Genomic DNA, 25,692 nt, shown 5'->3' with positions numbered 1-25,692 from the left:
TCTATTTTCCTTGGAGGATTGAAATCTCGGCCGCGGCCAGATTTTCTTGCTCACCCAGCAAAACCAGCACATCGCCAACCGCGAGCTGGAAATCAGCGCCGGGTTGTTGTGGTGGCATATTGCGGCGGCGGATGCTGCGAATCTCAACTTGTAGTTTGTCTAAATGAAGCTCGCCTATCGTGTAGCCAATCGCATGGGCGTTTTGCGTCAACTGTAGTGTGTGCAGGCGTGGATGTGGGCGATCATTATCATCGGGGTCTTCATTGAGGCCGCGATAAAATCCGCGAATCAATTGATAGCGCGCCTCGCGGACTTCACGAATCCGGCGGATCACTTTATTGAGCGGCACTCCGAGCAGCATCATCGTGTGTGAGGCTAGCATCAAACTGCCTTCCATAATTTCAGCAACGACTTCGGCGGCACCCGCGTTTTTCAGTAAATCAATATCGCTTTCATCGTAGGTGCGGATAATCACAGGAATTTCTGGGCGAATTTGATGCGCCATTTCCAAGATTTTCATCGCAGAATGCGTGTCGGCGTAGGTCACAATAATGGCGCGCGCGCGCATTAAGCCAGCGGCAATTAAAACTTCGCGTTTCGCTGCATCGCCAAACACGACTGATTCACCGGCGCTGGCGGCCTCGCGGACTTTTTCTGGATCCAGATCGAGCGCAAAAAAGTGTATATCTTCTTGGTTTAAAATCCGCGCCAAAGATTGTCCGCTGCGACCAAAACCGCACAAAATCACATGGCCATTGGCGGCCATGCTGCGTACGGCAATATGGTGCAAATTAGCAGCCAAGCTCATCCATTCTGAGCTGGCTAAACGCAGTACTAATTTGTCGGAGTGCTGGATTAAAAATGGCGTAATCAGCATCGATAAAATCACACCCGCCGTCGTTGCTTGCAGAATATGGCTGGGAACTAGGCCGCCTTGCGCAATTAAGGCCAGTAAAACAAAGGCAAATTCACCGCCCTGGCCGAGCGCAAAACCGGTGCGTAAAGATGTGCCTGGCGTGCTGCCAAATAACTTTGCAAGCCCTGCAATAATGGCAATTTTAAGCGGCCCCAATAGGATTAAACTCGCCAGCACAATACCCCATTGAGAAACCAAAATACTGAAGTTTAAATTCATCCCAACAGTGACAAAAAACAGTCCTAGTAGCAAATCGCGAAAGGGGCGGATATCGTCTTCAACTTGGTAGCGATATTCGGTTTCTGCAATCAACATCCCTGCTAAAAAAGCGCCCAAGGCCATTGATAAACCGGCTTGCTCAGTCAGCCATGCGGTGCCGAGTGTGACTAATAAAATATTAATCATAAACAGCTCGCTGGCGTGCTGTTTGGCGACCAAATTAAACCAAGGCCGCATGATTTTTTGCCCGAATGAAAGCAGCACGGCAAGTACAAATACAATTTTGACTGCGGCTAAAAATAGAGAAAATAGCAGTTGATCGACTTGTAAATTAATCCACGGAATCGTCACGCTGCCATCAGGCAAACTCAGCGCAGGGATAATAATGAGGAAGGGCACCACGGCTAAATCTTGGAACAGCAAAATCCCAATCGCGTTTTGCCCATGCGGTGCATTCAGTTCGCCGCGATCGGATAGCAATTTGGACACCATTGCGGTGGACGACATCGCTGCCGCGCCACCGAGCACCAAGCCTGCTTTCCAATCTAGCCCTGCAAACATCACTGCCACGCCAATAAACACCAGGACTGCGCCGACTTGTGCCGCACCTAGGCCAAATACAATGCGCTTCATCGCATTGAGTTTGGCGAGATTAAATTCCAGCCCCAGTGTAAACATCAAAAACACAATGCCGTATTCGGCTAGATGGCTGGCTTCGTCGCTCGATTGAATAAATCCTAAGGCGTAGGGGCCAATCAACATGCCGACTAATAAATAGCCGAGCATCGCGGGCAATTTCAGCTTTCGGCATAGCACCACCGTGATAACGGCAGCCGCGAGGAGAATGACAAAGGAATGTAAATTAATCGGCATGGTGTGCAATAGGGTTCGTGTCATTTGATTATAGCTGAGCCAGCGCAAAGGCTGACATCTTGATGATGCACGCAGCGCTGTCATCTACTCGCAAGGTCTTTTATACTCGGGTTTGTTTTTGCGCGGGAACAATGCCCTTATGAAAGCGATTGAAGCGGTAATTAAATCGGAATGGTCGGCGAGCGATGTGGCACGCCGAGTGCTGGACATTGAGGCCGCCGCGATTTTGGCGGTATCGCAGCGTTTGGACGCGCAGTTTGGTCATGCTTGCCAGTTGATATTGGCGTGTCGTGGTCGCGTCGTGATTATGGGCATGGGCAAGTCTGGGCATGTGGCGCGTAAAATTGCCGCGACCATGGCCAGCACCGGAACACCTGCTTTTTTCGTGCATCCAGGCGAAGCAGCGCATGGCGATTTGGGGATGATTACGTCGGCTGATCTGGTGTTAGCGCTGTCTAATTCCGGTGAAAGCGATGAAATCGTTGCCTTGTTGCCGAGTTTGAAGCGTTTAGGTGTGCCAATTGTTGCAATGACTGGCAATGCCAAATCGACGTTGGGGCAAGAATCCAGCGTGCATTTGGATGTAGCCGTCGCAGAAGAAGCCTGTCCTTTGAATTTAGCGCCGACAGCCAGCACTACGGTGGCTTTGGCGCTGGGGGATGCGTTGGCGGTGGCTTTGCTAGAAGCACGTGGTTTTCAGGCGGAAGATTTTGCGCTTTCGCATCCCGGTGGCACTTTGGGACGGCGCTTGTTGGTGCATGTGCGTGATTTGATGCATCAGGGCGAACGCTTGCCCGTGGTGCTAGAAGACGTGCCGCTGCGTGATGCTTTATTAGAGATTAGCCGCAAGGGCTTAGGAATGACCGCAGTGGTGAATGCGGCGGGGGATTTGGTCGGTGTCTATACCGATGGCGACTTGCGACGCACTTTGGATCGGGATCTTGATCTGCGCACGACCTTGGTGAGTGCCGTGATGACGCCAAATCCTGCTACTATTGAGGCCTCGCGCCTCGCCGCCGAAGCCGTTCAGGTGATGGAGTCGCGCCGAATTAATGGTTTGCTGGTGCAAGATCAAGGTCGATTGGTTGGCGCTTTGAATATGCACGATCTATTACGGGCTAGAGTGGTTTGACGGGGTATTGCTCGCTATTCATTAATAAATATAGCCTGTATTAATATACCTACATATTGTACAAAACAAGGAAGCTCAATGCTTGAGCAAGCAAAGAAAGTTCGTTTGATGATTTTTGATGTTGACGGCGTCATGACTGATGGCCGTTTGTACTTTAATGATGCCGGCGAAGAGTTAAAAGCGTTTAATTCTTTGGACGGCCATGGCTTAAAAATGCTGCAACAAAGCGGCGTAAAATTAGCAATTATTACCGGCCGCAGCTCGAACTTGGTGCTGCATCGTGCCAAAAACTTGGGCATTGAATACGTTTATCAAGGTGCGCACGATAAGTTGGCATCGTTTGAAGAGCTGCTGCGTGAAGTGGGCGTAACCGCCGATGATTGTGGTTATATGGGCGACGATGTGATCGATTTACCTGTGATGCGCCGTGTGGCGTTTGCGGCTGCGGTGCCTGATTCGCCGGCGCTGGTGCGGCAATATGCGCATTATGTTAGCGGTAGCCAAGGCGGCGCGGGCGCGGTGCGCGAAGTGTGTGAGCTGATTATGCAATCGCAAAATACGCTTGATGCCGCTTTAGCGCCTTACTTGCGCTAGGGGATAGGTTTGCGAAGTTTAACCACTTGGGTTTTGCCCTTGCTGCTTCTGTTGATGGTGGGAAGTTTGATTTGGGTGCTCAGCCGCGTTGCGACTAATTTGGTAGCTCCGAATCGGATTGACCTGAACGCCCCCGATTTAATTGCGCATGAGGCGGTGTTAGTTCGTTTTGATGAAGCAGGCTTAAAACGTTCAAGGATGGTGGCTAGCCAAGTGACGCACGTACCAGCGCAAGATACGATGTTGTTTGAAGTGCCTGTTTTGACGCAAACTCAAATCGGCAGGCCGACTATCGTGGTGCTTGGCACACGCGCTCGCTCGGTGCATAAAGCCTCAGAAACTTGGTTTTATGACGCCACGCAATTGCGCCGTGCGCCGTACGCTGGTAATCCAGAATTAATTATTGATGGTCGTGATATCTGGGTTGATGGCAATGCCGAAATCGCCCGATCTAGCCAGTTTGTGACTGCCAAAATGGGCTTGAGCCACGCTGAAGCGGTCGGCTTTGAAGCCAATAATAAATTAGAAACTTTAGAACTTAAATCAAAAGTGAGGATGACTTATGTCCCGACTGCTCGTCCTGCCGCTGCTCGCGCTGCTCGTTAACACCGCGTCTTTCGCCGAAACGGCGGATCGCGAAAAGCCGATGAATATCGTTGCTGATAATTGTGTTGCCGATCAAAAAACTCAACAATCAACGTGTACTGGTAATGTCGTTGTGACTCAAGGCACGATGGTGATGCGTGCCGATAAAGTCGTTATGCGGCAAGATGCCGAAGGCAAGCAATTTGCCAAAGGCGATGGCCGCCCAGTTCGCTTTAAGCAAAAACTCGATAGCGGTGAAATGCTTGATGCTGAGTCACTACACTTTGACTATGACGAAGCAAAAGGCGAAATGGTCTTGATTGATAAAGCGTGGGTGAAAAAAGGCCAGGACATCGTCATGGGTGACACCATCACATATAACTTGAATACTGAGTATTATCAGGCACAAAGTAAGCCTGGCAGCCGCGTTAACATTACGATTAATCCGAAAAAGAAAGACGCCGCCAAATGAGTGTTTTAAAAGCTCAGCATTTACAAAAAGCCTATAAAAAGCGCACGGTTGTACGCGATGTTTCCATTGAAGTTGCGAGTGGTGAAGTGGTGGGATTGCTAGGCCCCAATGGTGCGGGTAAAACCACTAGCTTTTATATGATCGTTGGTTTGGTGCGGATGGATTCAGGCACGATTGAACTCGATGGTGTGGATGTGAGCCAGCAGCCGATTCACAAGCGTGCGCGTCTTGGCTTGGGTTATTTGCCACAAGAGGCGTCAATTTTCCGCAAAATGACGGTGGCGGAAAACATTCAAGCGGTACTTGAGCTGCATTACAAAACTAAAGCTGAGATTGACGCGCGCTTGGATGAGTTACTGCACGATTTACATATTGCCCATTTGCGTGAAAGTGGCGCAATGAGCCTTTCGGGTGGTGAGCGGCGTCGAGTTGAAATTGCCCGCGCTTTGGCTTCTAATCCACAGTTTATTTTATTGGACGAGCCATTTGCTGGCGTTGACCCGATTGCAGTGATTGATATTCAGCGGATTATCGGCTTTTTAAAAGGCCGTGGCATTGGTGTGCTGATTACCGATCATAATGTACGTGAAACATTAGGCATTTGTGATCGCGCCTATATCATTTCTGAAGGCGCAGTGATCGCCGCTGGTAAACCAACAGATATCGTCAATAATGAAGATGTTCGCCAGGTGTATTTGGGTGAGCATTTTAAAATGTAAGTAGTAAAGCAAAAGTGTTCTTGCATCGTTGTCTCGCCTTGTCGTACTAAAGTACTGTCTGCGGCGTCGACGCCTTGCCATAAAATTTTTGCAGGTGTACTTATTAATTAATTTCCCCGCGTCTTCGTTTTAATTCTGCGCTACAGGCCGTTTTCTTCATGAAGCAAACCTTGCAGCTGCGCATGTCGCAGCAGCTTAATCTGACCCCGCAACTTCAGCAATCGATCAAGCTGTTGCAACTTTCTACGCTTGATTTTCAGCAAGAAATCGAACAGTTCCTTACCGAAAATCCAATGCTTGAGCGTGAAGATGGCGTGATTGATGCGGGTGAGGAGGCGGCTCAACTTGAAACCAGCGATATTGTTGAAGATGGCGATAGTTTGCGCTGGGATGACGTGCGATCAGGTCAATCGTTTGATGCCGATGATGAAAATGATCCCGCACTGCGCGTGCCAAAGATGTACTCCTTACGGGATTATTTGTTAGAGCAAAGTGGTTGGTTGGCTTTGCCAGATCGCGATAGAGCCTTGATTTCATTGTTGATTGATGCCTTGGATGATGATGGTTTGTTAAGCCAAAGTTTGGCTGAAATTTATGCGCAACTGCCGGAAGATTTAATTGCCGAGCTGGAACTAGAGCCTGAAGAATTACAAATTGCTTTGCAGCATTTGCAGCAGCTTGAGCCTTTAGGGGTGGGAGCGCGAGATTTAGCCGAGTCGCTTAGTTTGCAATTACGCGTTTTACCAGATAATCCGGTGCGTAATATTGCCATGCGTTTAGTGAATGAAGGTCTCGATTTATTGGCGCAGCGGGATTACACTCGTCTTAAGCGTCAATTGCAATGCGATGAAATCACATTGCGAGATGCACAAGCTTTAGTACGAGGTTTGACGCCAAGACCTGGCGCGAACTGGTCTGCCGAAACAACACGCTATGTAGTGCCGGATGTGATTGTGACTAAAGTGCGTGGGCAATGGCAGGTGCGCTTGAATTCTGCGGCGCAGCCTAAACTTAGAGTGAATGAGCTGTACGCGAAGTTATTGCAGGGCGATTCTGGCGCTGCGCTGAGCGGTAAATTACAAGAAGCGCGCTGGCTCATTAAAAGTGTCGAACAGCGTGGCAGTACTATTTTGCGGGTCGCTGAAGCGATTGTGGTGCGGCAAAAAGCATTTTTTGAGTATGGCGAAGTGGCGATGCGGCCTTTGGTGTTGCGCGATATTGCAGATGAATTAGAGCTGCATGAATCAACGATTTCACGCGTGACAACACAAAAATATATGCTGACGCCACGCGGTGTGTTTGAATATAAGTACTTCTTTGGTAGTCATGTTGAAAGTGAAAGCGGTGGTGAAAATTCAGCAACATCGATTAAAGCTTTGATCAAACAACTGGTGCAGCAAGAAAATCAGCACAAACCTTTATCGGATAGTGCTATAACTGAAGAACTCGCACGGCAAGGTGTGGTGGTTGCGCGGCGCACCGTTGCTAAGTACAGGGAGGCACTCATGATTCCTCCCGTTAATCAGCGCAAGTGTTTATGAAAACACAGCAACAGAAGTCGATTTACAAAAGTTTTCCAGCAAGGCGCGACGCCGAAGACAGTACAAATCGTACGGCGAGGTGGAGCAACACAGCTGGGGGATTTTTGCTTTAGTACCTTTATACCAAAGCATAAGAACCGAAGGAGTAGTATATGAATCTCAACATTAGTGGTCATCATCTCGAAGTTACCCCAGCGATTCGTGAATATGTTTCAAGTAAAATTGAACGTACAACCCGTCATTTTGACAATGTCATTGATGTCGCAGTGATTTTGTCGGTCGATAAGCTGGAACACAAGGCCGAAGCCACGATTCATGTCGTTGGCAAAGATCTTCATGTTGAGTCGGTTGAGGCGGATATGTACGCCGCCATCGATAGCTTGGTTGATAAACTTGATCGCCAGATCATCAAATATAAAGAAAAGCAGTCTGGTCATCGTAATGAAGCGATCAAGCACCAAGCGGTGATCGAAGAATAATCCGTTGCGCAAGTAACACAACGGGAACGCCGCGAGTCGTTCCCGTTTTTGTTTATCGGAGCGCGGGTTACAATGGCGACTCCTTTAAGGACATAAGTTTGAACATGAGCCTGATTAGCAAAATTCTCCCCACCGCCAATGTATTCCTTGATTTGGACGTGGGCAGTAAAAAACGCGTTTTTGAACATGTTGGTATTTTGTTCGAAAATAGCCACGGTATTGCCCGTAGCGTTATTTTTGATAGCTTGTTTGCGCGTGAGAAATTGGGCTCGACGGGCTTAGGCCAAGGCGTGGCGATTCCGCATGGTCGGATTAAAGGCCTGAAAGAAGCCGTCGGCGCCTTTGTTCGGCTCAAAGAACCCATTCAATTTGATGCGCCCGATAGCAAGCCCGTATCCTTGATTTTTGTATTGCTCGTACCCGCGAATGCGACCGACCTGCATTTGCAAATTTTATCGGAATTGGCGCAACTGTTTTCGGATAAGCAATTGCGTGAAGAATTGCTGACTTTGCCTGATGCACCAGCTGTCTGGCAGCGAATCTCGACGTGGGAACCCTACGCTTCAGATTTCTAATGCGCCCTAAGCCCTCAGCTTTTGCCTGAGGGCTTCTTATTTGAGCGCGGCTCATTGGCGCTGCTCAGCCTAATTGTAATAAAATCAAAACCTCATTTGATCTACGCGAGACAGCATGCCCCAAATCACCGCTCGACAATTGTTCATCGATAATGCTGAAAAACTGCGCCTTACTTGGGTCGCAGGGCAGTCGGGTGCGAATAATTTGCTGTCCAATGACGCGTCGGAACAAAAGCCTTCACTGTCTTTGGTTGGGCATTTGAATTTTGTTCATCCAAATCGAATCCAAGTTTTGGGCATCGCTGAAGTCGCTTATTTAAATAGCTTATCGACTGAAGTACAGCATTCCAGTTTGAATCAGCTATTTGCCAATGATATGTCGGCGATGATTGTCGCTAATGGCCAGATCGTACCCGATTCGCTGCGTGAAGCGGCAGAGCGGCATCATGTGCCCTTATTGACGAGCCCAGAGCAATCTCCGTATTTAATGGAGGTATTACGCTACTACCTAAGTAAGGCATTGGCTGTGTCGACACACCTACATGGGGTATTTTTGGATGTGCTCGAAGTCGGCGTGTTACTAACTGGCGAATCGTCGATGGGTAAGTCTGAATTGGCGCTAGAACTCATTTCGCGCGGCCATGGCTTGGTTGCTGATGATGTGGTGGAAGTCTATCGTACTAATCCCGAAACACTAGAAGGGCGCTGCCCGCCGATGTTGCGCGACTTTTTGGAAGTGCGCGGCATTGGCGTACTCAATATCCGCACCATTTTTGGTGAAACCGCAGTTCGCCCGAAGAAAACGCTCAAATTGATTGTGCATTTGGCTAAAGCAGGCGGTGAAACCGTCGCACCGGTAGATCGTTTGCAAATGCAGGCGGCGACGCAAGCGATTTTGGATGTGCCAGTGCGCAAATTGGTGATTCCAGTGGCTGCGGGGCGCAATTTGGCGGTTTTGGTTGAGTCAGCAGTGCGAAATTATATTTTGCAATTGCGCGGGATTGACTCCACGCGTGAATTTATTGAGCGCCACCAAAAATTCATGGAGATGGGTGAGTGATGCAAGGTAATCAGCAATTGGTTTTGTTATCGGGTTTATCGGGCGCAGGAAAAAGCGTTGCATTGAACGCGCTCGAAGATCTGGGTTTTTATTGCCTCGATAATCTGCCCGCACCTTTATTGCCACAAGCCGTATCGATGTTGGATCGCGATGGTTATCCTAAAGTCGCCATCGGGATTGATGCGCGTAGCGCGCATAATCTAGCGACCTTTCCCGATCATCTTGCCGCTTTGATGGATTTGGGTTTGGACGTGCGGATGCTGTTTTTGGAGGCGAATAACGAAGTTCTAGTGAAACGTTATTCGGAAAGCCGCCGCAGCCATCCTCTATCCAAAGGTGAGTTGACGGTCACCGAGTCGGTGGCACTCGAGCGTGAAATGCTCGAAAGCATCCGCGAAATGTCGCACACGATGGATACTTCGGGCTTATCTGCGGCGCAATTGCGTACTTGGGTGCGGGATTTTATTGCCTCAGATCGCGCTAAACTCACGCTGATTTTCCAATCTTTTGGCTTTAAGCATGGCTTGCCGCTCGATGCGGATTTCGTATTTGATGCGCGCTGCTTGCCCAATCCTTTTTATGATCCAGTCTTGCGCCCACTCACCGGCATGGATCAACCCGTCGCTGATTTCTTGATGCGCCAACCGACGGTTGGCAGTTACTTTACGCACATTCTGGGCTTTTTAGAGCGCTGGTTGCCTGAGTTTGAGCGCGATCAGCGTAGCTATGTGACCGTGGCGATTGGTTGCACGGGTGGTCAGCATCGCTCGGTGTATTTGGCCGAAGAATTACGCCGCCACTTTGCACGTAATCGCCAAGTGCTGGTGCGGCATCGCGAACAGCATCACCATCATCGTGGCTAAATCGTCGTGGCGCGAGTGGTTGCATTTTATGCTGCCTGGCGATGCACTATTATTTTTGTCTTTATTGCTGTTATGGGGTCTGGTGACGTCCTTGTGCTGGTCACAAGAGCAGGCGACGCGAGTTAAAATTTTTCAGGATGGACAATTATTTGCCGAACTGGATTTAGCTGCGGCGCGCACCTTGGCGATTGCTGGCCCGCTGGGCAATACCGTGGTCGAAATTGCCGCAGGCCGCGCACGCATTGCCAGCGATCCTAGCCCACGCCAGTATTGCGTTCGCGCTGGTTGGTTGACGCAAGCGGGGCAAAGCGCCATTTGCCTGCCCAATCGCACCAGCATTCAACTCAGCGGCAATCGCCCGCCCGCGTATGACAGCCTCAACTACTAAAATCACGCTGAAAGTCACTACCGAGGATGAACTCGTCGCACGACTTGCCGCCTGCGCAATTGTATTGGCGGTGATTGAAGCAGGTATTCCGTCGCCGATCCCCGGTTTTAAACCCGGCCTTGCCAATATTGTGACCTTGATCGCGCTACAACGTATCGGCTGGGGCGCGGCAGTGTGGGTGTCTTTGCTGCGGATACTGGGGGCAGGTTTAGTGCTCGGTGGCTTTTTTTCGCCGGGCTTTATTATGAGTTTGGGTGGCGGCGTTGTCAGTTTGCTGGTGCTGGGCGTAGCGCAATATCTGCCTCGGCGTTGGTTTGGCCTCGTGTCTTGGTCTATGCTCGCTGCTGTGGGGCATTTGGTCGGCCAACTGATCATCGCCCGGCTCTGGCTCATTCCGCACAATGGCATTGTCGTGTTAATTCCGCTGCTATCAGCGATGTCGATTGGCTTTGGCCTGATCAATGGCCTGATCGCGGCGCATTTGATTAGCGACGCAAAAGAAAAGCGGGATCACGAAAAGCACGAAAGTTAAGTTCAACACATTGCACCCTATATGTTTTTTTAAGGATTTTTACATGTCTGACCCATGGCGTACGCAAGGTGAATATCAACAAGATAGATATAGAATGAAGCTCATGGTTATTGCTTCGATTGTGTCTTCATTGTCAGCAGTAGTTAGTGCAAGCGTCGCTATTGCATTGTATCTAACGAAATAAGACACGGATTTAACCTAAGTCCATGAGTAATTTGAATATGAAAATCATCACCCTTGCTTTTACCGGCGCTTCAGGTTTTCCCTACGGTTTGCGCACTTTGGAATGCTTGCTGGCGGCGGGCTGCCGCGTGCGTTTGGTGTATACGCAAGTGGCACAAATTGTCGCCAAACAAGAGTTAGATTTAACGTGGCCGAGCCGCGCAGCGGATTTGGCTGAGTTGCTGCGTGCGCAATATGGCGTTGATGCGGAGCAATTGCAGGTGTTTGGGCAGCAAGAATGGTTTGCGCCGATGGCGTCGGGGTCAAATCCAGGCGATGGCATGGTGGTCGTGCCATGCACGATGGGTGCGCTGTCGGCGATTGCTAATGGTGCATCGGATAATCTGCTGGAACGTGCTGCCGATGTGATGATTAAAGAGCGCAAAACCTTGATTTTGGTACCGCGCGAAACACCGTTTTCGGCGATTCATTTGGAGCATATGCTGAAACTCTCGCGTCTGGGCGTAGTGATTCTGCCACCGAATCCGGGTTTTTATCATCACCCAAAAACAATCGAAGATTTGGTCGATTTTGTTGTTGCACGAATTTTAGATCAACTCAATGTACCGCATCAGTTAATGCAGCGTTGGGGCGAGTGAAGGCATACGCCGAATTAAAATCTAAAAAACCATTTGTCCACGAAAAGCACGAAAAGCACGAAAAGCACGAAAAGCACGAAAAGCACGAAAAGCACGAAAAAACACGAAAAAACACGAAAAAAATCTAAAACCACTGATGTTTTTTGTCTTTGTTCGTGCTTTTCGTGTCTTTCGTGGACCCCGCTTTTGACCTTGAGTTTAAATGCGGTATTTGAGTTGCTCGTAGGTATATTAAGCTAGGCATTGTTAAGTAAGGTTTAGTTAGATATACCCTGAGTAAGTGCTCGCTTGCTGATGCGTCGAAAAAACACATACAGCGCAATCGCCGCAAACGTCAGTGCAATCACCAGTGCCAACCAATAACCCGCTGGGCCGTGCGGGCTGAATGGGCCGACGCCGAAGGTGAGTGCGTAACCCAGTGGAATGCCGATCACCCAAAACGCGGTCAGGTGAATCGCCAGCGGCATTCGCGTTGATTTGTAGCCGCGCAATACGCCCGCCACGACGATTTGTGTGGCATCGGAAAATTGAAAAATCCCCGCCAGTAATAAGAGCTGTGCCGATAGCACGATCACGGCTGGATCGGTGGTGTACCACGCGGCAATCGTGTGGCGGAACAGCATAATCATGCAGCCGGAAACAACGGCGAGAATAAAACCCAGATAAATCCCCGTTTGGCCGATAAAGCGCGCCAGCTTGTAATCACCCGCGCCGATGGCTTGGCCAACGCGTACGGTGAGCGCGGTGCTAATTGCCAGCGGAATCATAAAGGTCAGCGAGGCAAAATTAAGTGCGATTTGATGCGAAGCAACGGTGGTTGTGCCGAGTTTGGCAATAATCAGCGCGATCAAACTAAACGCACTGGCTTCGACCAAAAACATAATGCCAATGGGTATTGCTAGCTTAGCCAATTGCTTTTGGGTCTGCAGCTTAATACCCTCAATAAATTGAAAGGGGTGTGTCTCGCGATAAATCGGCGAAACTAAAATCCAGCCCACCCACATCAAAGCGCTCAGCCACATGCACAACGCAGTCGCCCATGCGCAGCCGACTGCGCCCAGTTCAGGAAAGCCCCAAACGCCGTAAATCAGCACGTAATTGGCGGGGATATTCAGTAGCAGCGCGATGATGGAAATCACCATCATTGGTTTGGTTTGATTCAAGCTCGAGCTATAGCCGTATAAAACGCGGCCGATCGCCACCGCAGGAAACGCCCACGCAATCACCGCGAGAAACTGGCTGGCTTTGTCAGCCACATCGGGCGCGAGGCCGATATGAGCAAAAACTGGGCGCAGCGCGTAGGCAATCGCCACCATCACGCCCGAAATGAAGAGCCCTTGATACAAGGCTTGTTGTGTGAGTGATGGGATCTCATGCAAGGCGTTGGCTCCGACTTTTTGCGACGCCATCGGGCTAATCGCAATTAACAGGCCAAACATCGTCACGATCATCACGCTCCAGATCGACGTGCCAACGGCCACTGCCGCCAAATCACCGGCGGATAAATGTCCAGCCATCACCGCATCGACAAAGCCAGTTCCCGTTTGCGCGAGCTGGCCGACCATAATCGGCCACGCTAAAATCCAAGTCGCTTTTGCATCGCTTAAACGGGGCATGAATATCCTTTGGGAATGGGGCGCGCAGGCTCAAAAGTCGCCAGTAATTCGGGAAAACGTCGCTGAAATAGTAGCGCTTCTTCGCAATGCAAGCCGAAAATCAGCAAGCTGCCATCGCTCATATTCTGCGTTGGCCAGCTGAAGCTGTTGGCGGCGGCAAAAGCGCGTAGTAAAGATTGTGGGCCAGTATAAGGCGCTGCACGAAGCTGTAAAACGCTTTGCTCGCGATACCTGCTTAAATTAATACGCTGATTTTTAGTCACGGCAGGCGATTTGAGCGTCAATTTTTTGGACGGTTTAACGTCGATTTCTAAACAATCGTACATGGCAAGCTCCTTAGAAACTCGCCGGTGATTGATTTTTGAGAGATTCAATCACCGACGCTTTAGCGGAATTTCGATTGCGCCCCGCAAGTTGTCGATTAATTGGCGCGGTAAAAACACAAAAACCCACGTGCAGTGGGTTCGCACGCTTTAGCAGATTTTATAAAGCGCCCTGCAAGCTGGGTTTCAAATCGGCGCTGGAGTCATTCTGCGCTGGGCAGCGCAAAGTCGTCAAGTACGGGCTTGCCCTTACTTTTCCTTGCTATCAATCAGCAGTGTCACTGGTCCATCGTTGATTAAAGACACCTGCATATCCGCGCCAAATTGGCCGGTTGGCACGGGTTTAGCGAGTTTCAGGCTGAGTTGCTGAACAAATTCATCGAATAGAGGCTGGCTAATCGGGCCGGGTGCCGCATCGCCCCAGCTAGGACGATTGCCTTTTTTGACTTGAGCGAATAGTGTAAATTGGCTGACGGCTAGTGCATCGCCGCCGACATCCAGTAGTGATAAATTCATCACGCCAGCCGCATCGGTAAATAGCCTGAGATTCGCGATTTTATTCACTAGCCATTGAATATCCGCCGGGCTGTCGTCGTGACCCACTCCGACCAAAAGCAATAAACCCGCACCGATTTCACCGACAGTTTGTTCGGCAACGTCCACTTTGGCTTGACGGACTTTTTGAATTAAAACGCGCAAATCAATTGCCTTTTTCTGAATGAGGTTAGGGTTAAAATTTAAAAATGCCCAAAAAAGTACCGCTGTCGCTTCGGCATGAGAAGTGGGCTACGCCGATTTTAATCGAGAGCTGGGATGCGTTTTGCTCTGTACGACTTATTCAACGGCAATCGTTTCATTATAAAGGCTGGTGTGGGTTTTGGCTTTGTCGGCCATCTCAGCGAAGTGAGCGCTGGCCTCTGGGGTTGCTGGCGCTCGGATCTGGCTTAGCATATAGCGAAATTTGAGTTCTTCTTCAGGCGCGTGTTTTCGCAGCTTATTTAAGTCACGAATGATGGATTGCATGAGCGGCGGGATGGGCGCCAAATCATTTTGTCGATTTTGAAATTCATAAGCTTGCCCATTCGCTAGGCACATTTGAATTCTAAAAGTCAGGTCTGCACAGCTGCGTGGACTGAGTTTTTTACTTTTTTTAGGAAGCTGCGTTGGCAAGATGATGGTAGTTCGGTGAGCGGCTGTGGCTACTTCTCGATAAATTAATCTTCTACTGATCGTGAGTAATTTGCTGAGCACAATAAGTAAATCCTGATGTGTTGATATTGAGATCATAATTCTTTACCATTTAATGACCAATTACTTTCCTTTTGTGTGTTGTTTAATTTCATCTATAGTAATTTTATGGCGTAGAGCGGGGGTTTTGAGTTTTGATCACTTTGAAGCCTTCGCTAGGCTAGTCAGGCATACGGATTTTCACTAATATCTAAGCTTGGAATTTAATTAAGATTGTCGCGAAGCAGTCGTGTAAAAGTTTTATGGCAAAGCTGTAGCCACCGCAGACAGTACATACAAGTACGGCGAGGCAATACAGCGATGCAAACAAGCTTTTGCTTTACCATTTAAAGGAAGTAATCATGAAACGGGTTGGTTTAGTCGGTTGGCGCGGTATGGTGGGTTCGGTTTTGATGCAACGGATGCAAGAAGAAAAGGATTTCGATGTGATCGATCCTGTGTTCTTCACAACGTCGCAAGCAGGCCAAGCTGCACCGAATTTCGGTAAAGATGCTGGGACATTGCAAGACGCTAACGACATCGCCCAATTGGCCGCAATGGACGTGATTATTTCCTGCCAAGGTGGCGACTACACCACAGAAGTGTTCCCGAAACTGCGCGCAGCAGGTTGGGAAGGCTACTGGATTGACGCGGCTTCAACGCTGCGTATGGAAGACAACGCGGTGATCGTGCTGGATCCAGTCAACGACGACGTGATCCAAGGTGCTTTGGCCAAAGGCGTGAAAAACTACATCGGCGGCAATTGCACTAACTCGATCATGTTGATGGGGATGGGCGGTTTGTTTAAAGCGGGCTTGGTCGATTGGGTTTCGTCGATGACGTACCAAGCAGCTTCAGGTGGCGGCGCGAATCATATGCGTGAATTGCTTAAAGGCATGGGCGTGGTTTACAACGCCGTGGCTGATGAATTGGCAACGCCAGCTTCTGCTATTTTGGAAATCGATAAAAAAGTCGCGCACACTATTTCAAACGACGTACCGACTGAATTCTTTGGCGCGCCATTGGCGGGTGGTTTGATCCCGTGGATCGACAAGCAGCTTGATAATGGCCAAACCAAAGAAGAGTGGAAAGGCCAAGCCGAAGTCAACAAAATCCTTGGTACAGATGCAGTTATTCCAGTCGATGGTTTGTGTGTGCGTATCGGCGCGATGCGTTGCCACAGCTTGGCATTGACGATCAAACTCAATAAAGACCTGCCACTCGCTGAAATCGAATCCTTAATCAAATCAGGTAATGATTGGGTGAAATGGGTGCCGAACGATCGCGAAGTGACAGTAAAAGAGCTGATTCCAGCACAAATTACTGGCAAGCTCGATATCGGTGTCGGCCGCGTGCGTAAATTGAATATGGGCCCGGAATACATCAGTGCGTTTGTGATTGGCGACCAATTGCTGTGGGGGGCTGCAGAGCCACTCCGCCGGATGTTGCGGATTTTGTTGGCTAAATAAGCTAGCTTGCTGTCTAAAACGGGGTCAATGTACCCCGTTTTTTATTGCCCTGTTTTATTTTCTCAATCTTGGCAGGTGTGCAATTGTTAAAAAAATTACTCTATTTGATCCGTCCCAGTTTTCGCCCGCAAGATACGCAATCACTGGCTGCACGGACTGAATTGATGCCGGTGCCACGCAGTGAAACAGCAGAGCGAAAAACCTCGCCTTTGGCGCAGTCGGTGATTTATCGGATTAAGAAAGACGCTTTATTGATCGTGGCCGAAATGAATCGCGGTACGATTTCTGATGATTGCAGCCATATGGCGCGGCAATTGGCCTTCGTGCAAAAGGAATTGATTCAGGCGGCATATCACGATGAAACCATCGCCAAAGTGGATAAACTCGCGCTGGCTAAATATCATGCATTGAATATTCGCCAAGGCATCGGCGAGCGACGTGAACAGCCTTTGCGCGGTGTGAAGTAATTGATTCAATTGGCTGGCGATGGCGAGCTGCGGCTCGCGCTGATTAATTGGGAATGATTTCTAAATCGCTGATTGGATGCTCCATCGTGAGCTCATTTTCACTGGGTCGGCGAGCAAACCAGCGTACTTTCACGACCGCTTCCTTGGTGCCGAGCGGCACAAAGACTTCAATCACGCGCCCCTTTCGCCCATCGAGCAGGCGCCCCGTTGCGGGCGGATAAATTTGCATTCGATCACGGCGAATTTTGACGGTTTGTTTTTCGGCAATCATGTCGCGCTCCGTAATACTGGCTGTATCTTTCATTATCGACACAAATAGCTGAAGCTCAATATAGATATAAAAATAGCGCCGAGGTTTAAATCGGCGCTATTGGGTATATCTACTTAGCCATTTATTTCCAAGGGCTAGATGGCAATACTACATCCCTGTATACATAGGCCCGCCGCCACCTTCAGGCGTGGCCCAATGGATATTTTGCGTTGGGTCTTTGATATCACAGGTTTTACAGTGCAGGCAGTTTTGCGCATTGATTTGCAGCGTTGGCGTGCCCGTTTGATCGAGGATTTCATACACGCCAGCGGGGCAGTAGTGGCTTTCTGGGCTGCCGAAAACGCCTAAATTCACTGATAAATGTTCCGCCACATTGGATAGCTGCAAATGGCTCGGTTGATCGTGCTCGTGCGATACATTCGCCAGCATCAGTGAATCGAGCTTATTAAACGTCAGCACGCCATCTGGTTTTGGATATTTGATCGGTTTGACTTGGCTGAGTGGTTTCAGCGTTGCGTGATCTGGGGTTTTGGAATGTAGTGTCCACGGGGTATTGATCCCCAGCTTAGATAGCCAAAGCTCTGCACCCGCATACATCGTACCGCCTAAAGTGCCGAGTTTCGACATTACGGGCTTGATATTGCGCACTTGCGTCAACTCTTGCCAAACGCTCGATGCTTGCAGCAGTGAGACAAACTCAACAAGCTCGTCGCGCTCGCGCCCAGCGGCAACGGCATCCACCACCGCTTGCGCGGCGTAAATGCCCGAGAGCATCGCATTGTGCGTGCCTTTAATGCGTGGGAAATTGAGTAAGCCCGCCGAACAGCCAAGCAGTACGCCGCCAGGGAAAGTCATTTTGGGTAAAGATTGCAAACCGCCTTCAGAAATTGCGCGGGCGCCGTAGCCGATTCGTGTTGCGCCAGCAAAAGTGCCGCGAATTTTTGGATGGGTTTTAAAGCGCTGCAATTCTTCAAACGGCGATAGCGTTGGGTTTTGGTAATTCAAATGCACCACATAACCGACGGCGACTTGATGGTCGGGCAAGTGATAAATAAACGCGCCACCGCTGGTGCTGTTATCCAGCGGCCAACCTTGTGCGTGCTGCACCAAACCGAGCTGGTGATTTTCGGGTTTGACTTGCCAGACTTCTTTAACGCCTAGACCATAATGCTGTGGGTCGGCATCTTTGCGTAAATCGAATTTCTTTTCTAAATCGCCCGCCAAAGAGCCGCGCGCGCCTTCGCAAAACAGCGTGTATTTGGCGTAAATCGCCATCCCGAGTGCGTAGTCGCTTTTGTGTTGGCCGAGTTTATTAATGCCCATATCGCCAACGGCCACGCCACTGACTGCGCCTGTCTCGTCATACAAAACTTCCGCCGCAGCAAAGCCCGGATAAATTTCTACGCCGAGATTTTCGGCCTCTGTGGCCAGCCAAGCACAGACTTCGCCGAGCTTGACGATAAAACAGCCGTCGTTATGCAATTGCGGCGGCAATAAAAACTGCGGAATTTTGAATCCGCCGTCTTCATCCAGCACAAAAAAATCATCGCCCGTGACGGCAGTCGCCAAATGCGGCGCGCGTTGTTGCCAATCTGGAATCAGTTGATTGAGCGCAATAGGGTCGATTACCGCACCAGATAAAGTGTGCGCGCCAACTTGCGCGCCTTTTTCCAAGATACAGACCGAGAGTTCAGCATTTTTTTGCTTGAGCGCAATCGCGGCAGCAAGGCCAGCTGGCCCTGCGCCGATAATTAAAACGTCATATTCCATTGCGTCGCGCTCTTGCATTTGCTGGCCTCTTTGAAGTCAATCTGCAAAAGTTTTTGCAGCGTCTTTTCCCGAGATAGCACTTTTATATCGTGTTTTTCGCGGTGATGCTTTGCAATAAAACTTTTGCATAGATTCTATATCTATGAAATCGAATATGTTTATAAGAACAATATGTTTTACATATATTCTACCGACAAATATAATCTTGTGCAAAAGCTCGATTTGATCTATAACATGCGCGCTGTTTTTAAGGGCGCATACGCAGGAACGATAATGAAAATTTTAGTGCACATCAAACGGGTCGTTGATTACCAAATCCGCCCACGTCCAACACAGGACGGCAAAGACGTTGAATTGACCAACGTAAAAATGAGCATCAATCCATTTGATGAAAATGCCGTGGAAGGCGCAGTGCGCTTGAAAGAAGCGGGCATTGCGACTGAAATCGTCGTCGTTGCGGTGGGTACTGCGGCGAATCAAGATGTGCTGCGTCATGCCTTGGCGATGGGCGCAGATCGCGCGATCTTGGTCGAAACGCCAGCCATCGTTCAGCCCTTAGAAGCGGCAAAATACCTCAAAGCGGTTACTGAGCGCGAAGCGCCACAACTGGTGTTGACTGGCAAGCAAGCGATTGACGACGACGCAGCAGAAACGGCGCAAATGTTGTCGGCACTCTTGGGCTGGCCACAAGCGACGTTTGCATCGCAAATCGACATCGCTGACGGTAAAGCCGTAGTGGTACGTGAAATCGACGGCGGCCAAGAAACGCTGTCTTTGCCATTGCCTGCCGTCGTGTCGGTGGATTTACGCCTGAACGAGCCGCGCTTTATTAAATTGCCCGCCTTGATGATGGCCAAGAAAAAGCCAATCGAAACGCTGCCAGCGGCTGATTTTGCGATCTCTGCGCCAGCGTTGGAATTACTGGCTATTGCTGAGCCGCCTGCGCGTAAACCGGGCAAGATTTTGAATTCGGTGGCTGAACTCGTTGCCGCTTTACGGACTGAGAAGGTGTTGCCATGAGCGTTTTAGTTATTGCTGAATTAGACAGCCACGGCATCAAAGCCGCCACGCGCTCTGCCGTAAGCGCTGCGGCGCAATTCGGTGAAGAAGTTCATCTTTTGTTGGCTGGTAGTGATGTGGCAGGTATTGCCACACAAGCATCATCAATCAAGGGCGTGAGCAAGATACTCCTTGCTGATGCGGCTGAATACACACACGGCGTGGCTGAAAATCTAACGCCTTTATTAGTAACGTTGGCTCCGAGCTACTCAGCGATTGTCGCTGCGGCAACGAGTTTTGGTAAAAACCTATTGCCTCGCGCAGCGGCTTTGCTTGATGTCGCGATGGTGTCGGAAGTGATTCAAATCATCGATGCGACAACGTTTGTTCGCCCGATGTACGCCGGTAATTTGAACGCTACGGTTAAAGCGCCAGCAGGTTTGCGCGTATTGACGATTCGTCCAACGGTATTTGAAGCCGCAGCCAGTGAAGGTGGTGCAGCCAGCGTTGAAACTATTGCCACGACAGGCGATGCTGGCAAGGCCGTATGGGTAAGCCGCGACTTGGTGCAATTGGATCGCCCAGAATTGGCAACGGCTAATGTGGTGATTAGTGGTGGTCGCTCGCTCGGCAGCGCCGAAGCGTTCAAAGCCACATTAACGCCATTGGCCGATGTGTTGGGCGCGGCGATTGGCGCGACGCGCGCCGCAGTGGATGCCGGTATGGCCCCGAATGACAGCCAAGTCGGCCAAACTGGCACGGTGGTTGCGCCTGATTTGTATATTGCGTTCGGTGTTTCTGGCGCGGCGCAGCACGTAGGCGGGATTAAAGACAGTAAGGTGATTGTCGCGGTGAATCATGACGCCGACGCTCCGATTTTCCAAGTGGCTGACTACGGTCTGGTCGCAGATTTATTTACAGTGGTGCCTGAGCTCACTGCTGCTTTGAAAGGTTAAGACATGTCTAAGTTTGCCCATGAAACGGTATTGAGCGTTCGTCATTGGAATGATTCGCTGTTTAGTTTTACGACGACGCGCGATGAGTCGCTGCGTTTTGAAAACGGCCAGTTCGTCATGATCGGTTTGGAAGTGGACGGCAAGCCGCTGATGCGCGCTTACTCGATTGCTAGTGCCAATTACGAAGAAGAACTCGAATTTTTCAGTATTAAAGTACCTAATGGCCCATTGACATCGCGTCTGCAACATTTGAAAGAAGGCGATAAATTACTGGTGAGCCGTAAGCCAACCGGTACTTTGGTGTTGTCGGATTTGAAGCCCGGTAAAAACCTGTATTACCTCAGCACCGGTACCGGTCTGGCGCCATTTATGAGTCTGATCAAAGACCCTGAGGCTTACGAGCGTTTTGACAAGATCATTTTGGTGCACGGCGTACGCACCGTGAGCGAATTGGCTTACTCGCATTACATCGAAAATGAATTGCCACACAATGAGTTTTTCGGCGAAGAAGTCGCCAAAAAATTGATTTACTACCCTACGGTGACGCGCGAGCCATTCCGTAATCAAGGCCGTCTGACTGATTTGTTTGCTTCAGGCAAATTGACCAACGATATCGGTTTGCCACCGCTGAATCCAGAAACCGACCGCGCGATGCTGTGCGGTAGCCCAGCGATGCTAGAAGACACGTGCAAATTGCTTGATTCACTCGGTTTTAAAGTATCGAAACGCATTGGCGAACCAGGCGATTACGTGATTGAACGCGCTTTCGTTGAGAAATAACTAGTAAAGCAAAACATTTCTTGCATCGTTGTATTGCCTTGCCGTACTTCTTGTACTGTCTGCGGCTTCTACGCCTTGCCATAAAGATTTTGCATGCGTTTTTATGTGTTGTTGCGGTGCATTTCCACCGCAACCTTTGCATTGCTATCGCGGGCTGATTAGACTGTTGTTATAAAGTCACTCACGTATTTGGAGTTAGTCAATGCAAGTGAATGTTCGATTCGAAACCCCTCGTGCCTTACTGAATTTGAATGGCAATTTTACGTTTGAATTTCATCGAGAATTTAAACAAGCAACGACTTCTGCGCTAGAGCATGCAGGCCTGACTGAAATTGAGATCGATTTTGCTGCGGTTGATTATATGGATTCAGCGGCTTTAGGGATGTTGTTGCTATTTAATGAGCGTGCAGCGGGTAAAAAAATCACTTTGGTCAATTGTAAAGGCACTGTGAAATCGGTATTAGATATTGCCAATTTTGGCAAAATATTCGAAATCCGCTAAACGGAATACGAAAAAAACCGGCAATGAGCCGGTTTTTTTTATGCCTGTTCATCTGGCTTAGGTTTCTTCCATTCCGAGATCTTGAATTTTTCTAGTTAGGGTATTGCGTCCCCAGCCTAATAATTCAGAGGCTTCTATGCGTTTACCCCCTGTGTGCACCAAGGCTTGTTCAATCACGGTACGCTCGAACTCAGGCATGATGCTATCCAAAATTCGGTTTTCACCACGATTGAGTCGTGAAATCAATTCAGCTGCCAGCGATGCGCGCCAATCGCCAATTTGTCCTGAGCGAGTTGCTGCTATTTGCGATAGTTCGGGCGGTAAATCGCCGTCATCGACCAATTGCCCAGGCGCCATCACAGTGATCCAATGACAGATATTTTCCAGCTGCCGCACATTGCCAGGAAAATGGAACTGCGCTAATTGGCTCATTGCGGAATCGCTGAGGCGCTTGGCTTCAATGCCTAGGTCTTGCGCTGATTTAAGCAAAAAATGCTTGGCCAGTAGTGGAATATCTTGGCTGCGTTCACGCAGCGCAGGCAGGCGCAAGCGAATCACATTCAGGCGGTGAAATAAGTCTTCACGAAATTGGTGCTCTTTGACGCGATCTTCCAGATCTTGATGCGTGGCGGCAATGACGCGCACATTGGCTTTTATCGGTTGATGTCCGCCAACGCGATAGAAAAATCCATCGGATAACACGCGCAGCAAACGCGTTTGTAAATCAAACGGCATATCGCCGATTTCATCTAGAAATAAAGTCCCGCCTTCGGCTTGCTCGAAACGGCCAATGCGTTTGCCATCCGCGCCAGTAAATGCGCCGCGCTCGTGACCAAATAGCTCTGATTCGAGTAATTCTTTAGGAATCGCCGCGCTATTGATCGCAATAAAGGGCTTGCTGCTGCGTGGGCTATGCCGATGCAGCGCACGCGCGACCAGCTCTTTACCACTACCTGATTCACCCGTAATCATCACGGTGGCCGCCGAGTGCGACAATCTGCCAATCGCACGAAATACGTCTTGCATCGCTGGTGCTTGGCCGAGCATTTCTGGCACATCGTGCTGAGTTTCTTTGGAAGGCGCTTGTTGCTCGCTTTCAACCATTGCGCGGCGTATCAGTGCAATCGCTTGATCGACATCGAAAGGCTTAGGTAGATATTCAAACGCGCCGCCTTGGAACGCCGAAACGGCGCTATCTAAATCTGAATGCGCAGTCATGATGATGACGGGAATTTCCGGCCAATCGCGCTTGATGAGATCTAAAAAAACTAGCCCTGATTCACCTGGCATGCGGATGTCGCACACGACGGCTTGGGGGCGTTCAGTTTGCAATTTACTCAGCGCTTCGGTCGCCGAAGGGAAGGTGGCGTGCGCGATTTGTTCGCGTGCGAGTGCTTTTTCAAACACCCAACGAATTGAGCGGTCGTCGTCGATAACCCAAACTGGCTTCATGGCTGTGTTCCTGAGTCTTGCCACGCATTGAGTGGCAGAAAAATACTAAAAATCGTTTGACCGGGGCGACTATCAAATTCAATCACGCCATGATGTTGCGCCACATAAGTGTGCGCCAAATGCAGGCCAATGCCGGTCCCGCCATCGCGGCCTGAAACCAGAGGATAAAAAATAGTTTCTTTTAAGTGCTCGGGAATACCAGGTCCGTTATCACAAATATCAATGCGCAGCGCCAATGGATGGCGACGGCGATTGAGCGTCACTTGGCGCGCGATACGCGTCCTCAGCACCACTTCACCGATATTGGACATCGCTTGAATCGCATTACGAACGATATTGAGCACTGATTGAATCAATTGTTCTTTATCCGCAATCAGCAGCGGCATACTGGTGTCGTAGTCGCGCTTCACCGACAGCCCATTTGGCGTTTCAGCCAGCACCAGACTGCGCACACGCTCTAAAACTTCGTGAATATTGAGTTCTTTGATTTGCGGTAGGCGATGCGGCGTAAGCAGGCGATCGAGTAAGCTTTGCAAGCGCGAAACTTCATCGACGATGACGTCGGTGTATTCTTTGAGATGTGGCTCGGGTAATTCATGCGCGAGTAACTGTGCTGCACCACGAATCCCGCCAAGCGGGTTTTTAATTTCGTGCGCTAAATTCCGGATCAGCTCGCGATTAGCTTGTTGCTGCGCTTGTAAGCGTTCTTCATTGACGATACGGCGTTGTTGGTCGATACGGCGTACTTCAAGCAGCAATTCGGCAGCCGGTGATTCTATCGGCGTCACATCCAAAGTTACATACATTTCGCCATCCACGCCAAACACAATCAGCTCGTGCTCAGTAATAGAAATGCGCTTTTCGAGTGCCGTGTGTGCGGCGAAGACCAGCGGTGAGTTCAAACCAAAGCAGTTTTCTAATGTTTGGTGATCGGTGTCACGTAAATTAAATAGGCTATTGGCGGCGGGATTAGCAAAGACGATAAAGCCGTCGCAATCGACCGCTAAAACGGCGGCGTCCAGATAGTCGAGGCCAGCAAAGGCAGGGTGGCTCATGATGCTGCTCCATTAGGCGTTATTACACGCTTTCCTCGGCGAAAAATGCGAAGGTTCAGTTTGAGGCTTTACCTAGCAAAATTCAGGCCAGCTTAAAATCGGAATATAGGAGCAGAATAAGCCATTTTTGCACTAAAATGGTGCGTTTTTATAGTTGCAGTGGTTTTAACGCACTCGGGATAATTCGGATTGCAATGCTGCGACATTTTTCTCATGCATCACGCTGGTTTCGCGCAAGCGACCAATTCGCTCCAGATAGAGTTTTGGATTGGCTTGTTCGGCTGCCGTTTTATTGCTTTCTGCGTCTTGTAAATTCTTTTGCGCTTTGGCAAGGAGGCTACGTTCGCTATTGAGTTCTTCTTCCAAAATCAATTTACGATTGCTATCGCGGCTTTTTTGCGTTGCAGAATCGACTTTAGGGAAATTAACGGGCGAGGGCGCAGCAACACGTGGCGCTTTGACGCTAGGGCTGTCATTGCTGCGGCGGGCATTGGTCGACGGTTGCGATTCCGACATAATGCGCACTGCACCTTTGATTGGCGAGTTGGTAAAGGTCACATTGCCGTTTTCATCGGTGTATTTATAGATGTCGGCCATGGCGGCGCTGCTCATCAAGAGCGCGCTGATAAAAATTTTTGCATACATAGTTGAAAGGTATCACAGCCCTGACTTTGTGCCTAATCGCTTAGTCGAATGTTTCGATTTAACTTACTGCTTATGGCGCATCTGAATGGCCCAGTGTTTTATCTGGCGCGACACAATCGCGGATTCTCTGTTTGAGCACTTTGGCTTCAGGAAACCCATTGTCGATTTTTCTATCCCACACTAAAACATCATCGCAATGAATCAGAAAAACCCCACCTGTACCTGGTTGTAGCGCCACTTCGCCGAGTTCAAACGCAAAAGTAGTGAGTAGTTCTTGCGCGAGCCAAGCGCTACGCAGCAGCCAGTTGCATTGCGTGCAGTATAAAATCGTAACGCGTGGTTTTGTGCTCATTTTGAATAAAGCCTAAGTATTTATAGTTTTTAAATCAGA

30 protein-coding genes are annotated in these 25,692 nt (G+C 49.5%); 19 read left to right on the top strand and 11 right to left on the bottom strand.

The window, feature by feature from the left end:
• Position 1 precedes the first annotated feature (1 nt).
• Positions 2 to 2,032 (bottom strand): monovalent cation:proton antiporter family protein, encoded by a 2,031-nt coding sequence (locus tag Q320_RS0110630; protein WP_245591001.1) that lies wholly within the window; start codon positions 2,030 to 2,032, stop codon positions 2 to 4.
• Positions 2,033 to 2,147: 115 nt separating this feature from the next.
• Between Q320_RS0110630 and Q320_RS0110625 the strand changes: the two genes are divergently transcribed.
• The 13 genes from Q320_RS0110625 to Q320_RS0110565 all read left to right on the top strand — a co-directional run bounded on the left by Q320_RS0110625 (position 2,148) and on the right by Q320_RS0110565 (position 11,769).
• Positions 2,148 to 3,140 (top strand): KpsF/GutQ family sugar-phosphate isomerase, encoded by a 993-nt coding sequence (locus Q320_RS0110625; RefSeq protein WP_051534660.1) that lies wholly within the window; start codon positions 2,148 to 2,150, stop codon positions 3,138 to 3,140.
• A gap of 78 nt (positions 3,141 to 3,218) precedes the next feature.
• Positions 3,219 to 3,734, top strand: coding sequence for a 3-deoxy-manno-octulosonate-8-phosphatase KdsC (kdsC, locus tag Q320_RS0110620; protein WP_027468985.1), 516 nt, complete (start codon positions 3,219 to 3,221; stop codon positions 3,732 to 3,734).
• Positions 3,735 to 3,743: 9 nt separating this feature from the next.
• Complete coding sequence (lptC, locus tag Q320_RS0110615) at positions 3,744 to 4,340, top strand: LPS export ABC transporter periplasmic protein LptC (protein ID WP_027468984.1); 597 nt, start codon at positions 3,744 to 3,746, stop codon at positions 4,338 to 4,340.
• Positions 4,297 to 4,791 (top strand): lipopolysaccharide transport periplasmic protein LptA, encoded by a 495-nt coding sequence (lptA, locus tag Q320_RS0110610; protein WP_027468983.1) that lies wholly within the window; start codon positions 4,297 to 4,299, stop codon positions 4,789 to 4,791. Before lptC ends, lptA begins: the two co-directional genes overlap by 44 nt.
• Positions 4,788 to 5,510 (top strand): LPS export ABC transporter ATP-binding protein, encoded by a 723-nt coding sequence (lptB, locus tag Q320_RS0110605; RefSeq protein WP_027468982.1) that lies wholly within the window; start codon positions 4,788 to 4,790, stop codon positions 5,508 to 5,510. The genes lptA and lptB overlap by 4 nt, the downstream gene beginning before the upstream one ends.
• 158 nt (positions 5,511 to 5,668) lie before the next feature.
• Positions 5,669 to 7,051, top strand: coding sequence for an RNA polymerase factor sigma-54 (locus tag Q320_RS0110600; protein WP_027468981.1), 1,383 nt, complete (start codon positions 5,669 to 5,671; stop codon positions 7,049 to 7,051).
• A gap of 152 nt (positions 7,052 to 7,203) precedes the next feature.
• On the top strand, positions 7,204 to 7,530 hold the full coding sequence (hpf, locus tag Q320_RS0110595) for a ribosome hibernation-promoting factor, HPF/YfiA family (RefSeq protein WP_027468980.1): 327 nt from the start codon (positions 7,204 to 7,206) through the stop codon (positions 7,528 to 7,530).
• A 104-nt stretch (positions 7,531 to 7,634) separates the two neighbouring features.
• A complete protein-coding gene (gene ptsN, locus Q320_RS0110590; RefSeq protein ID WP_027468979.1) occupies positions 7,635 to 8,105 on the top strand; it encodes a PTS IIA-like nitrogen regulatory protein PtsN in 471 nt (156 codons plus the stop codon).
• 115 nt (positions 8,106 to 8,220) lie between these two features.
• Positions 8,221 to 9,165, top strand: a complete 945-nt coding sequence (gene hprK / locus Q320_RS0110585; protein ID WP_027468978.1) for an HPr(Ser) kinase/phosphatase — start codon at positions 8,221 to 8,223, stop codon at positions 9,163 to 9,165.
• Complete coding sequence (rapZ, locus tag Q320_RS0110580) at positions 9,165 to 10,028, top strand: RNase adapter RapZ (RefSeq protein ID WP_035853458.1); 864 nt, start codon at positions 9,165 to 9,167, stop codon at positions 10,026 to 10,028. Before hprK ends, rapZ begins: the two co-directional genes overlap by 1 nt.
• A complete protein-coding gene (locus tag Q320_RS0110575; RefSeq protein WP_245591000.1) occupies positions 10,021 to 10,416 on the top strand; it encodes a NusG domain II-containing protein in 396 nt (131 codons plus the stop codon). The genes rapZ and Q320_RS0110575 overlap by 8 nt, the downstream gene beginning before the upstream one ends.
• On the top strand, positions 10,397 to 10,948 hold the full coding sequence (locus Q320_RS19475) for a Gx transporter family protein (protein WP_035853456.1): 552 nt from the start codon (positions 10,397 to 10,399) through the stop codon (positions 10,946 to 10,948). Before Q320_RS0110575 ends, Q320_RS19475 begins: the two co-directional genes overlap by 20 nt.
• A gap of 206 nt (positions 10,949 to 11,154) precedes the next feature.
• Positions 11,155 to 11,769 carry a flavin prenyltransferase UbiX gene (locus Q320_RS0110565; RefSeq protein ID WP_027468975.1) on the top strand — a complete coding sequence of 205 codons (615 nt, stop codon included), beginning with the start codon at positions 11,155 to 11,157 and terminating at the stop codon, positions 11,767 to 11,769.
• 257 nt (positions 11,770 to 12,026) lie between these two features.
• On the opposite strand, the gene Q320_RS0110555 is transcribed toward Q320_RS0110565, so the two are convergent.
• The 4 genes from Q320_RS0110555 to Q320_RS21590 form a co-directional block, all read right to left on the bottom strand.
• Entirely contained in the window at positions 12,027 to 13,385 is a 1,359-nt protein-coding gene (locus Q320_RS0110555) for an MATE family efflux transporter (RefSeq protein ID WP_027468974.1), read from the bottom strand.
• The gene (locus Q320_RS0110550) at positions 13,373 to 13,711 is read right to left on the bottom strand and encodes a hypothetical protein (protein WP_027468973.1); all 339 of its coding nucleotides are present in this window, start codon (positions 13,709 to 13,711) and stop codon (positions 13,373 to 13,375) included. The genes Q320_RS0110555 and Q320_RS0110550 overlap by 13 nt, the downstream gene beginning before the upstream one ends.
• 246 nt (positions 13,712 to 13,957) lie before the next feature.
• The gene (gene dtd, locus Q320_RS0110545) at positions 13,958 to 14,407 is read right to left on the bottom strand and encodes a D-aminoacyl-tRNA deacylase (RefSeq protein ID WP_027468972.1); all 450 of its coding nucleotides are present in this window, start codon (positions 14,405 to 14,407) and stop codon (positions 13,958 to 13,960) included.
• Positions 14,408 to 14,542: 135 nt separating this feature from the next.
• Entirely contained in the window at positions 14,543 to 14,995 is a 453-nt protein-coding gene (locus tag Q320_RS21590; RefSeq protein ID WP_156939045.1) for a hypothetical protein, read from the bottom strand.
• A 302-nt stretch (positions 14,996 to 15,297) separates the two neighbouring features.
• On the opposite strand from Q320_RS21590, the gene asd reads away from it, so the two are divergent.
• Together asd and Q320_RS0110530 are read left to right on the top strand one after the other, a co-directional pair.
• Entirely contained in the window at positions 15,298 to 16,404 is a 1,107-nt protein-coding gene (gene asd / locus Q320_RS0110535; RefSeq protein ID WP_027468970.1) for an aspartate-semialdehyde dehydrogenase, read from the top strand.
• 83 nt (positions 16,405 to 16,487) lie between these two features.
• On the top strand, positions 16,488 to 16,871 hold the full coding sequence (locus Q320_RS0110530) for a hypothetical protein (RefSeq protein ID WP_156939044.1): 384 nt from the start codon (positions 16,488 to 16,490) through the stop codon (positions 16,869 to 16,871).
• 43 nt (positions 16,872 to 16,914) lie between these two features.
• Here Q320_RS0110530 and Q320_RS0110525 read toward each other — a convergent pair whose 3' ends face one another.
• Both Q320_RS0110525 and Q320_RS0110520 read right to left on the bottom strand, forming a co-directional pair.
• Positions 16,915 to 17,175 (bottom strand): hypothetical protein, encoded by a 261-nt coding sequence (locus Q320_RS0110525; RefSeq protein ID WP_027468968.1) that lies wholly within the window; start codon positions 17,173 to 17,175, stop codon positions 16,915 to 16,917.
• Positions 17,176 to 17,289: 114 nt separating this feature from the next.
• Positions 17,290 to 18,930, bottom strand: coding sequence for an electron transfer flavoprotein-ubiquinone oxidoreductase (locus Q320_RS0110520; RefSeq protein ID WP_027468967.1), 1,641 nt, complete (start codon positions 18,928 to 18,930; stop codon positions 17,290 to 17,292).
• A gap of 255 nt (positions 18,931 to 19,185) precedes the next feature.
• Here Q320_RS0110520 and Q320_RS0110515 point away from each other — a divergent pair, with 255 nt between their 5' ends.
• The 4 genes from Q320_RS0110515 (at position 19,186) to Q320_RS0110500 (ending at position 22,149) form a co-directional block, all read left to right on the top strand.
• Positions 19,186 to 19,932 (top strand): electron transfer flavoprotein subunit beta/FixA family protein, encoded by a 747-nt coding sequence (locus Q320_RS0110515; protein WP_027468966.1) that lies wholly within the window; start codon positions 19,186 to 19,188, stop codon positions 19,930 to 19,932.
• Positions 19,929 to 20,867, top strand: a complete 939-nt coding sequence (locus tag Q320_RS0110510; protein ID WP_027468965.1) for an FAD-binding protein — start codon at positions 19,929 to 19,931, stop codon at positions 20,865 to 20,867. The genes Q320_RS0110515 and Q320_RS0110510 overlap by 4 nt, the downstream gene beginning before the upstream one ends.
• A gap of 3 nt (positions 20,868 to 20,870) precedes the next feature.
• Positions 20,871 to 21,647: a ferredoxin--NADP reductase gene (locus Q320_RS0110505; protein WP_027468964.1), complete on the top strand. Its 777-nt coding sequence runs from the start codon at positions 20,871 to 20,873 to the stop codon at positions 21,645 to 21,647.
• Between the two features lie 202 nt (positions 21,648 to 21,849).
• Positions 21,850 to 22,149 carry an STAS domain-containing protein gene (locus Q320_RS0110500; protein ID WP_027468963.1) on the top strand — a complete coding sequence of 100 codons (300 nt, stop codon included), beginning with the start codon at positions 21,850 to 21,852 and terminating at the stop codon, positions 22,147 to 22,149.
• Between the two features lie 57 nt (positions 22,150 to 22,206).
• Here Q320_RS0110500 and ntrC read toward each other — a convergent pair whose 3' ends face one another.
• The 4 genes from ntrC to Q320_RS0110480 all read right to left on the bottom strand — a co-directional run bounded on the left by ntrC (position 22,207) and on the right by Q320_RS0110480 (position 25,653).
• Entirely contained in the window at positions 22,207 to 23,601 is a 1,395-nt protein-coding gene (gene ntrC, locus Q320_RS0110495) for a nitrogen regulation protein NR(I) (RefSeq protein WP_027468962.1), read from the bottom strand.
• Positions 23,598 to 24,656: a nitrogen regulation protein NR(II) gene (gene glnL / locus Q320_RS0110490; RefSeq protein ID WP_027468961.1), complete on the bottom strand. Its 1,059-nt coding sequence runs from the start codon at positions 24,654 to 24,656 to the stop codon at positions 23,598 to 23,600. Before glnL ends, ntrC begins: the two co-directional genes overlap by 4 nt.
• Before the next feature lie 165 nt (positions 24,657 to 24,821).
• Complete coding sequence (locus tag Q320_RS0110485; RefSeq protein ID WP_169734451.1) at positions 24,822 to 25,268, bottom strand: DUF4124 domain-containing protein; 447 nt, start codon at positions 25,266 to 25,268, stop codon at positions 24,822 to 24,824.
• A 103-nt stretch (positions 25,269 to 25,371) separates the two neighbouring features.
• The gene (locus tag Q320_RS0110480; protein WP_027468959.1) at positions 25,372 to 25,653 is read right to left on the bottom strand and encodes an Rdx family protein; all 282 of its coding nucleotides are present in this window, start codon (positions 25,651 to 25,653) and stop codon (positions 25,372 to 25,374) included.
• Positions 25,654 to 25,692: the final 39 nt, after the last annotated feature.

This window comes from Deefgea rivuli DSM 18356 (assembly GCF_000620145.1).
Taxonomy (GTDB): Bacteria; Pseudomonadota; Gammaproteobacteria; order Burkholderiales; family Chitinibacteraceae; genus Deefgea; species Deefgea rivuli.
This window is presented reverse-complemented; position numbering and strand designations above follow the sequence as displayed.

Coding starts and splice junctions, on each gene's coding strand:
- Q320_RS0110630 (WP_245591001.1), bottom strand. CDS start 2,032: ATGACACGAACCCTATTGCACACCATGCCGATTAATTTACATTCCTTT.
- Q320_RS0110625 (WP_051534660.1), top strand. CDS start 2,148: ATGAAAGCGATTGAAGCGGTAATTAAATCGGAATGGTCGGCGAGCGAT.
- kdsC (WP_027468985.1), top strand. CDS start 3,219: ATGCTTGAGCAAGCAAAGAAAGTTCGTTTGATGATTTTTGATGTTGAC.
- lptA (WP_027468983.1), top strand. CDS start 4,297: ATGTCCCGACTGCTCGTCCTGCCGCTGCTCGCGCTGCTCGTTAACACC.
- lptB (WP_027468982.1), top strand. CDS start 4,788: ATGAGTGTTTTAAAAGCTCAGCATTTACAAAAAGCCTATAAAAAGCGC.
- Q320_RS0110600 (WP_027468981.1), top strand. CDS start 5,669: ATGAAGCAAACCTTGCAGCTGCGCATGTCGCAGCAGCTTAATCTGACC.
- hpf (WP_027468980.1), top strand. CDS start 7,204: ATGAATCTCAACATTAGTGGTCATCATCTCGAAGTTACCCCAGCGATT.
- ptsN (WP_027468979.1), top strand. CDS start 7,635: ATGAGCCTGATTAGCAAAATTCTCCCCACCGCCAATGTATTCCTTGAT.
- hprK (WP_027468978.1), top strand. CDS start 8,221: ATGCCCCAAATCACCGCTCGACAATTGTTCATCGATAATGCTGAAAAA.
- rapZ (WP_035853458.1), top strand. CDS start 9,165: ATGCAAGGTAATCAGCAATTGGTTTTGTTATCGGGTTTATCGGGCGCA.
- Q320_RS19475 (WP_035853456.1), top strand. CDS start 10,397: ATGACAGCCTCAACTACTAAAATCACGCTGAAAGTCACTACCGAGGAT.
- Q320_RS0110565 (WP_027468975.1), top strand. CDS start 11,155: ATGAGTAATTTGAATATGAAAATCATCACCCTTGCTTTTACCGGCGCT.
- Q320_RS0110555 (WP_027468974.1), bottom strand. CDS start 13,385: ATGCCCCGTTTAAGCGATGCAAAAGCGACTTGGATTTTAGCGTGGCCG.
- Q320_RS0110550 (WP_027468973.1), bottom strand. CDS start 13,711: ATGTACGATTGTTTAGAAATCGACGTTAAACCGTCCAAAAAATTGACG.
- Q320_RS21590 (WP_156939045.1), bottom strand. CDS start 14,995: ATGATCTCAATATCAACACATCAGGATTTACTTATTGTGCTCAGCAAA.
- asd (WP_027468970.1), top strand. CDS start 15,298: ATGAAACGGGTTGGTTTAGTCGGTTGGCGCGGTATGGTGGGTTCGGTT.
- Q320_RS0110525 (WP_027468968.1), bottom strand. CDS start 17,175: ATGAAAGATACAGCCAGTATTACGGAGCGCGACATGATTGCCGAAAAA.
- Q320_RS0110520 (WP_027468967.1), bottom strand. CDS start 18,930: ATGCAAGAGCGCGACGCAATGGAATATGACGTTTTAATTATCGGCGCA.
- Q320_RS0110515 (WP_027468966.1), top strand. CDS start 19,186: ATGAAAATTTTAGTGCACATCAAACGGGTCGTTGATTACCAAATCCGC.
- Q320_RS0110510 (WP_027468965.1), top strand. CDS start 19,929: ATGAGCGTTTTAGTTATTGCTGAATTAGACAGCCACGGCATCAAAGCC.
- Q320_RS0110505 (WP_027468964.1), top strand. CDS start 20,871: ATGTCTAAGTTTGCCCATGAAACGGTATTGAGCGTTCGTCATTGGAAT.
- Q320_RS0110500 (WP_027468963.1), top strand. CDS start 21,850: ATGCAAGTGAATGTTCGATTCGAAACCCCTCGTGCCTTACTGAATTTG.
- ntrC (WP_027468962.1), bottom strand. CDS start 23,601: ATGAAGCCAGTTTGGGTTATCGACGACGACCGCTCAATTCGTTGGGTG.
- glnL (WP_027468961.1), bottom strand. CDS start 24,656: ATGAGCCACCCTGCCTTTGCTGGCCTCGACTATCTGGACGCCGCCGTT.
- Q320_RS0110485 (WP_169734451.1), bottom strand. CDS start 25,268: ATGAGCAGCGCCGCCATGGCCGACATCTATAAATACACCGATGAAAAC.
- Q320_RS0110480 (WP_027468959.1), bottom strand. CDS start 25,653: ATGAGCACAAAACCACGCGTTACGATTTTATACTGCACGCAATGCAAC.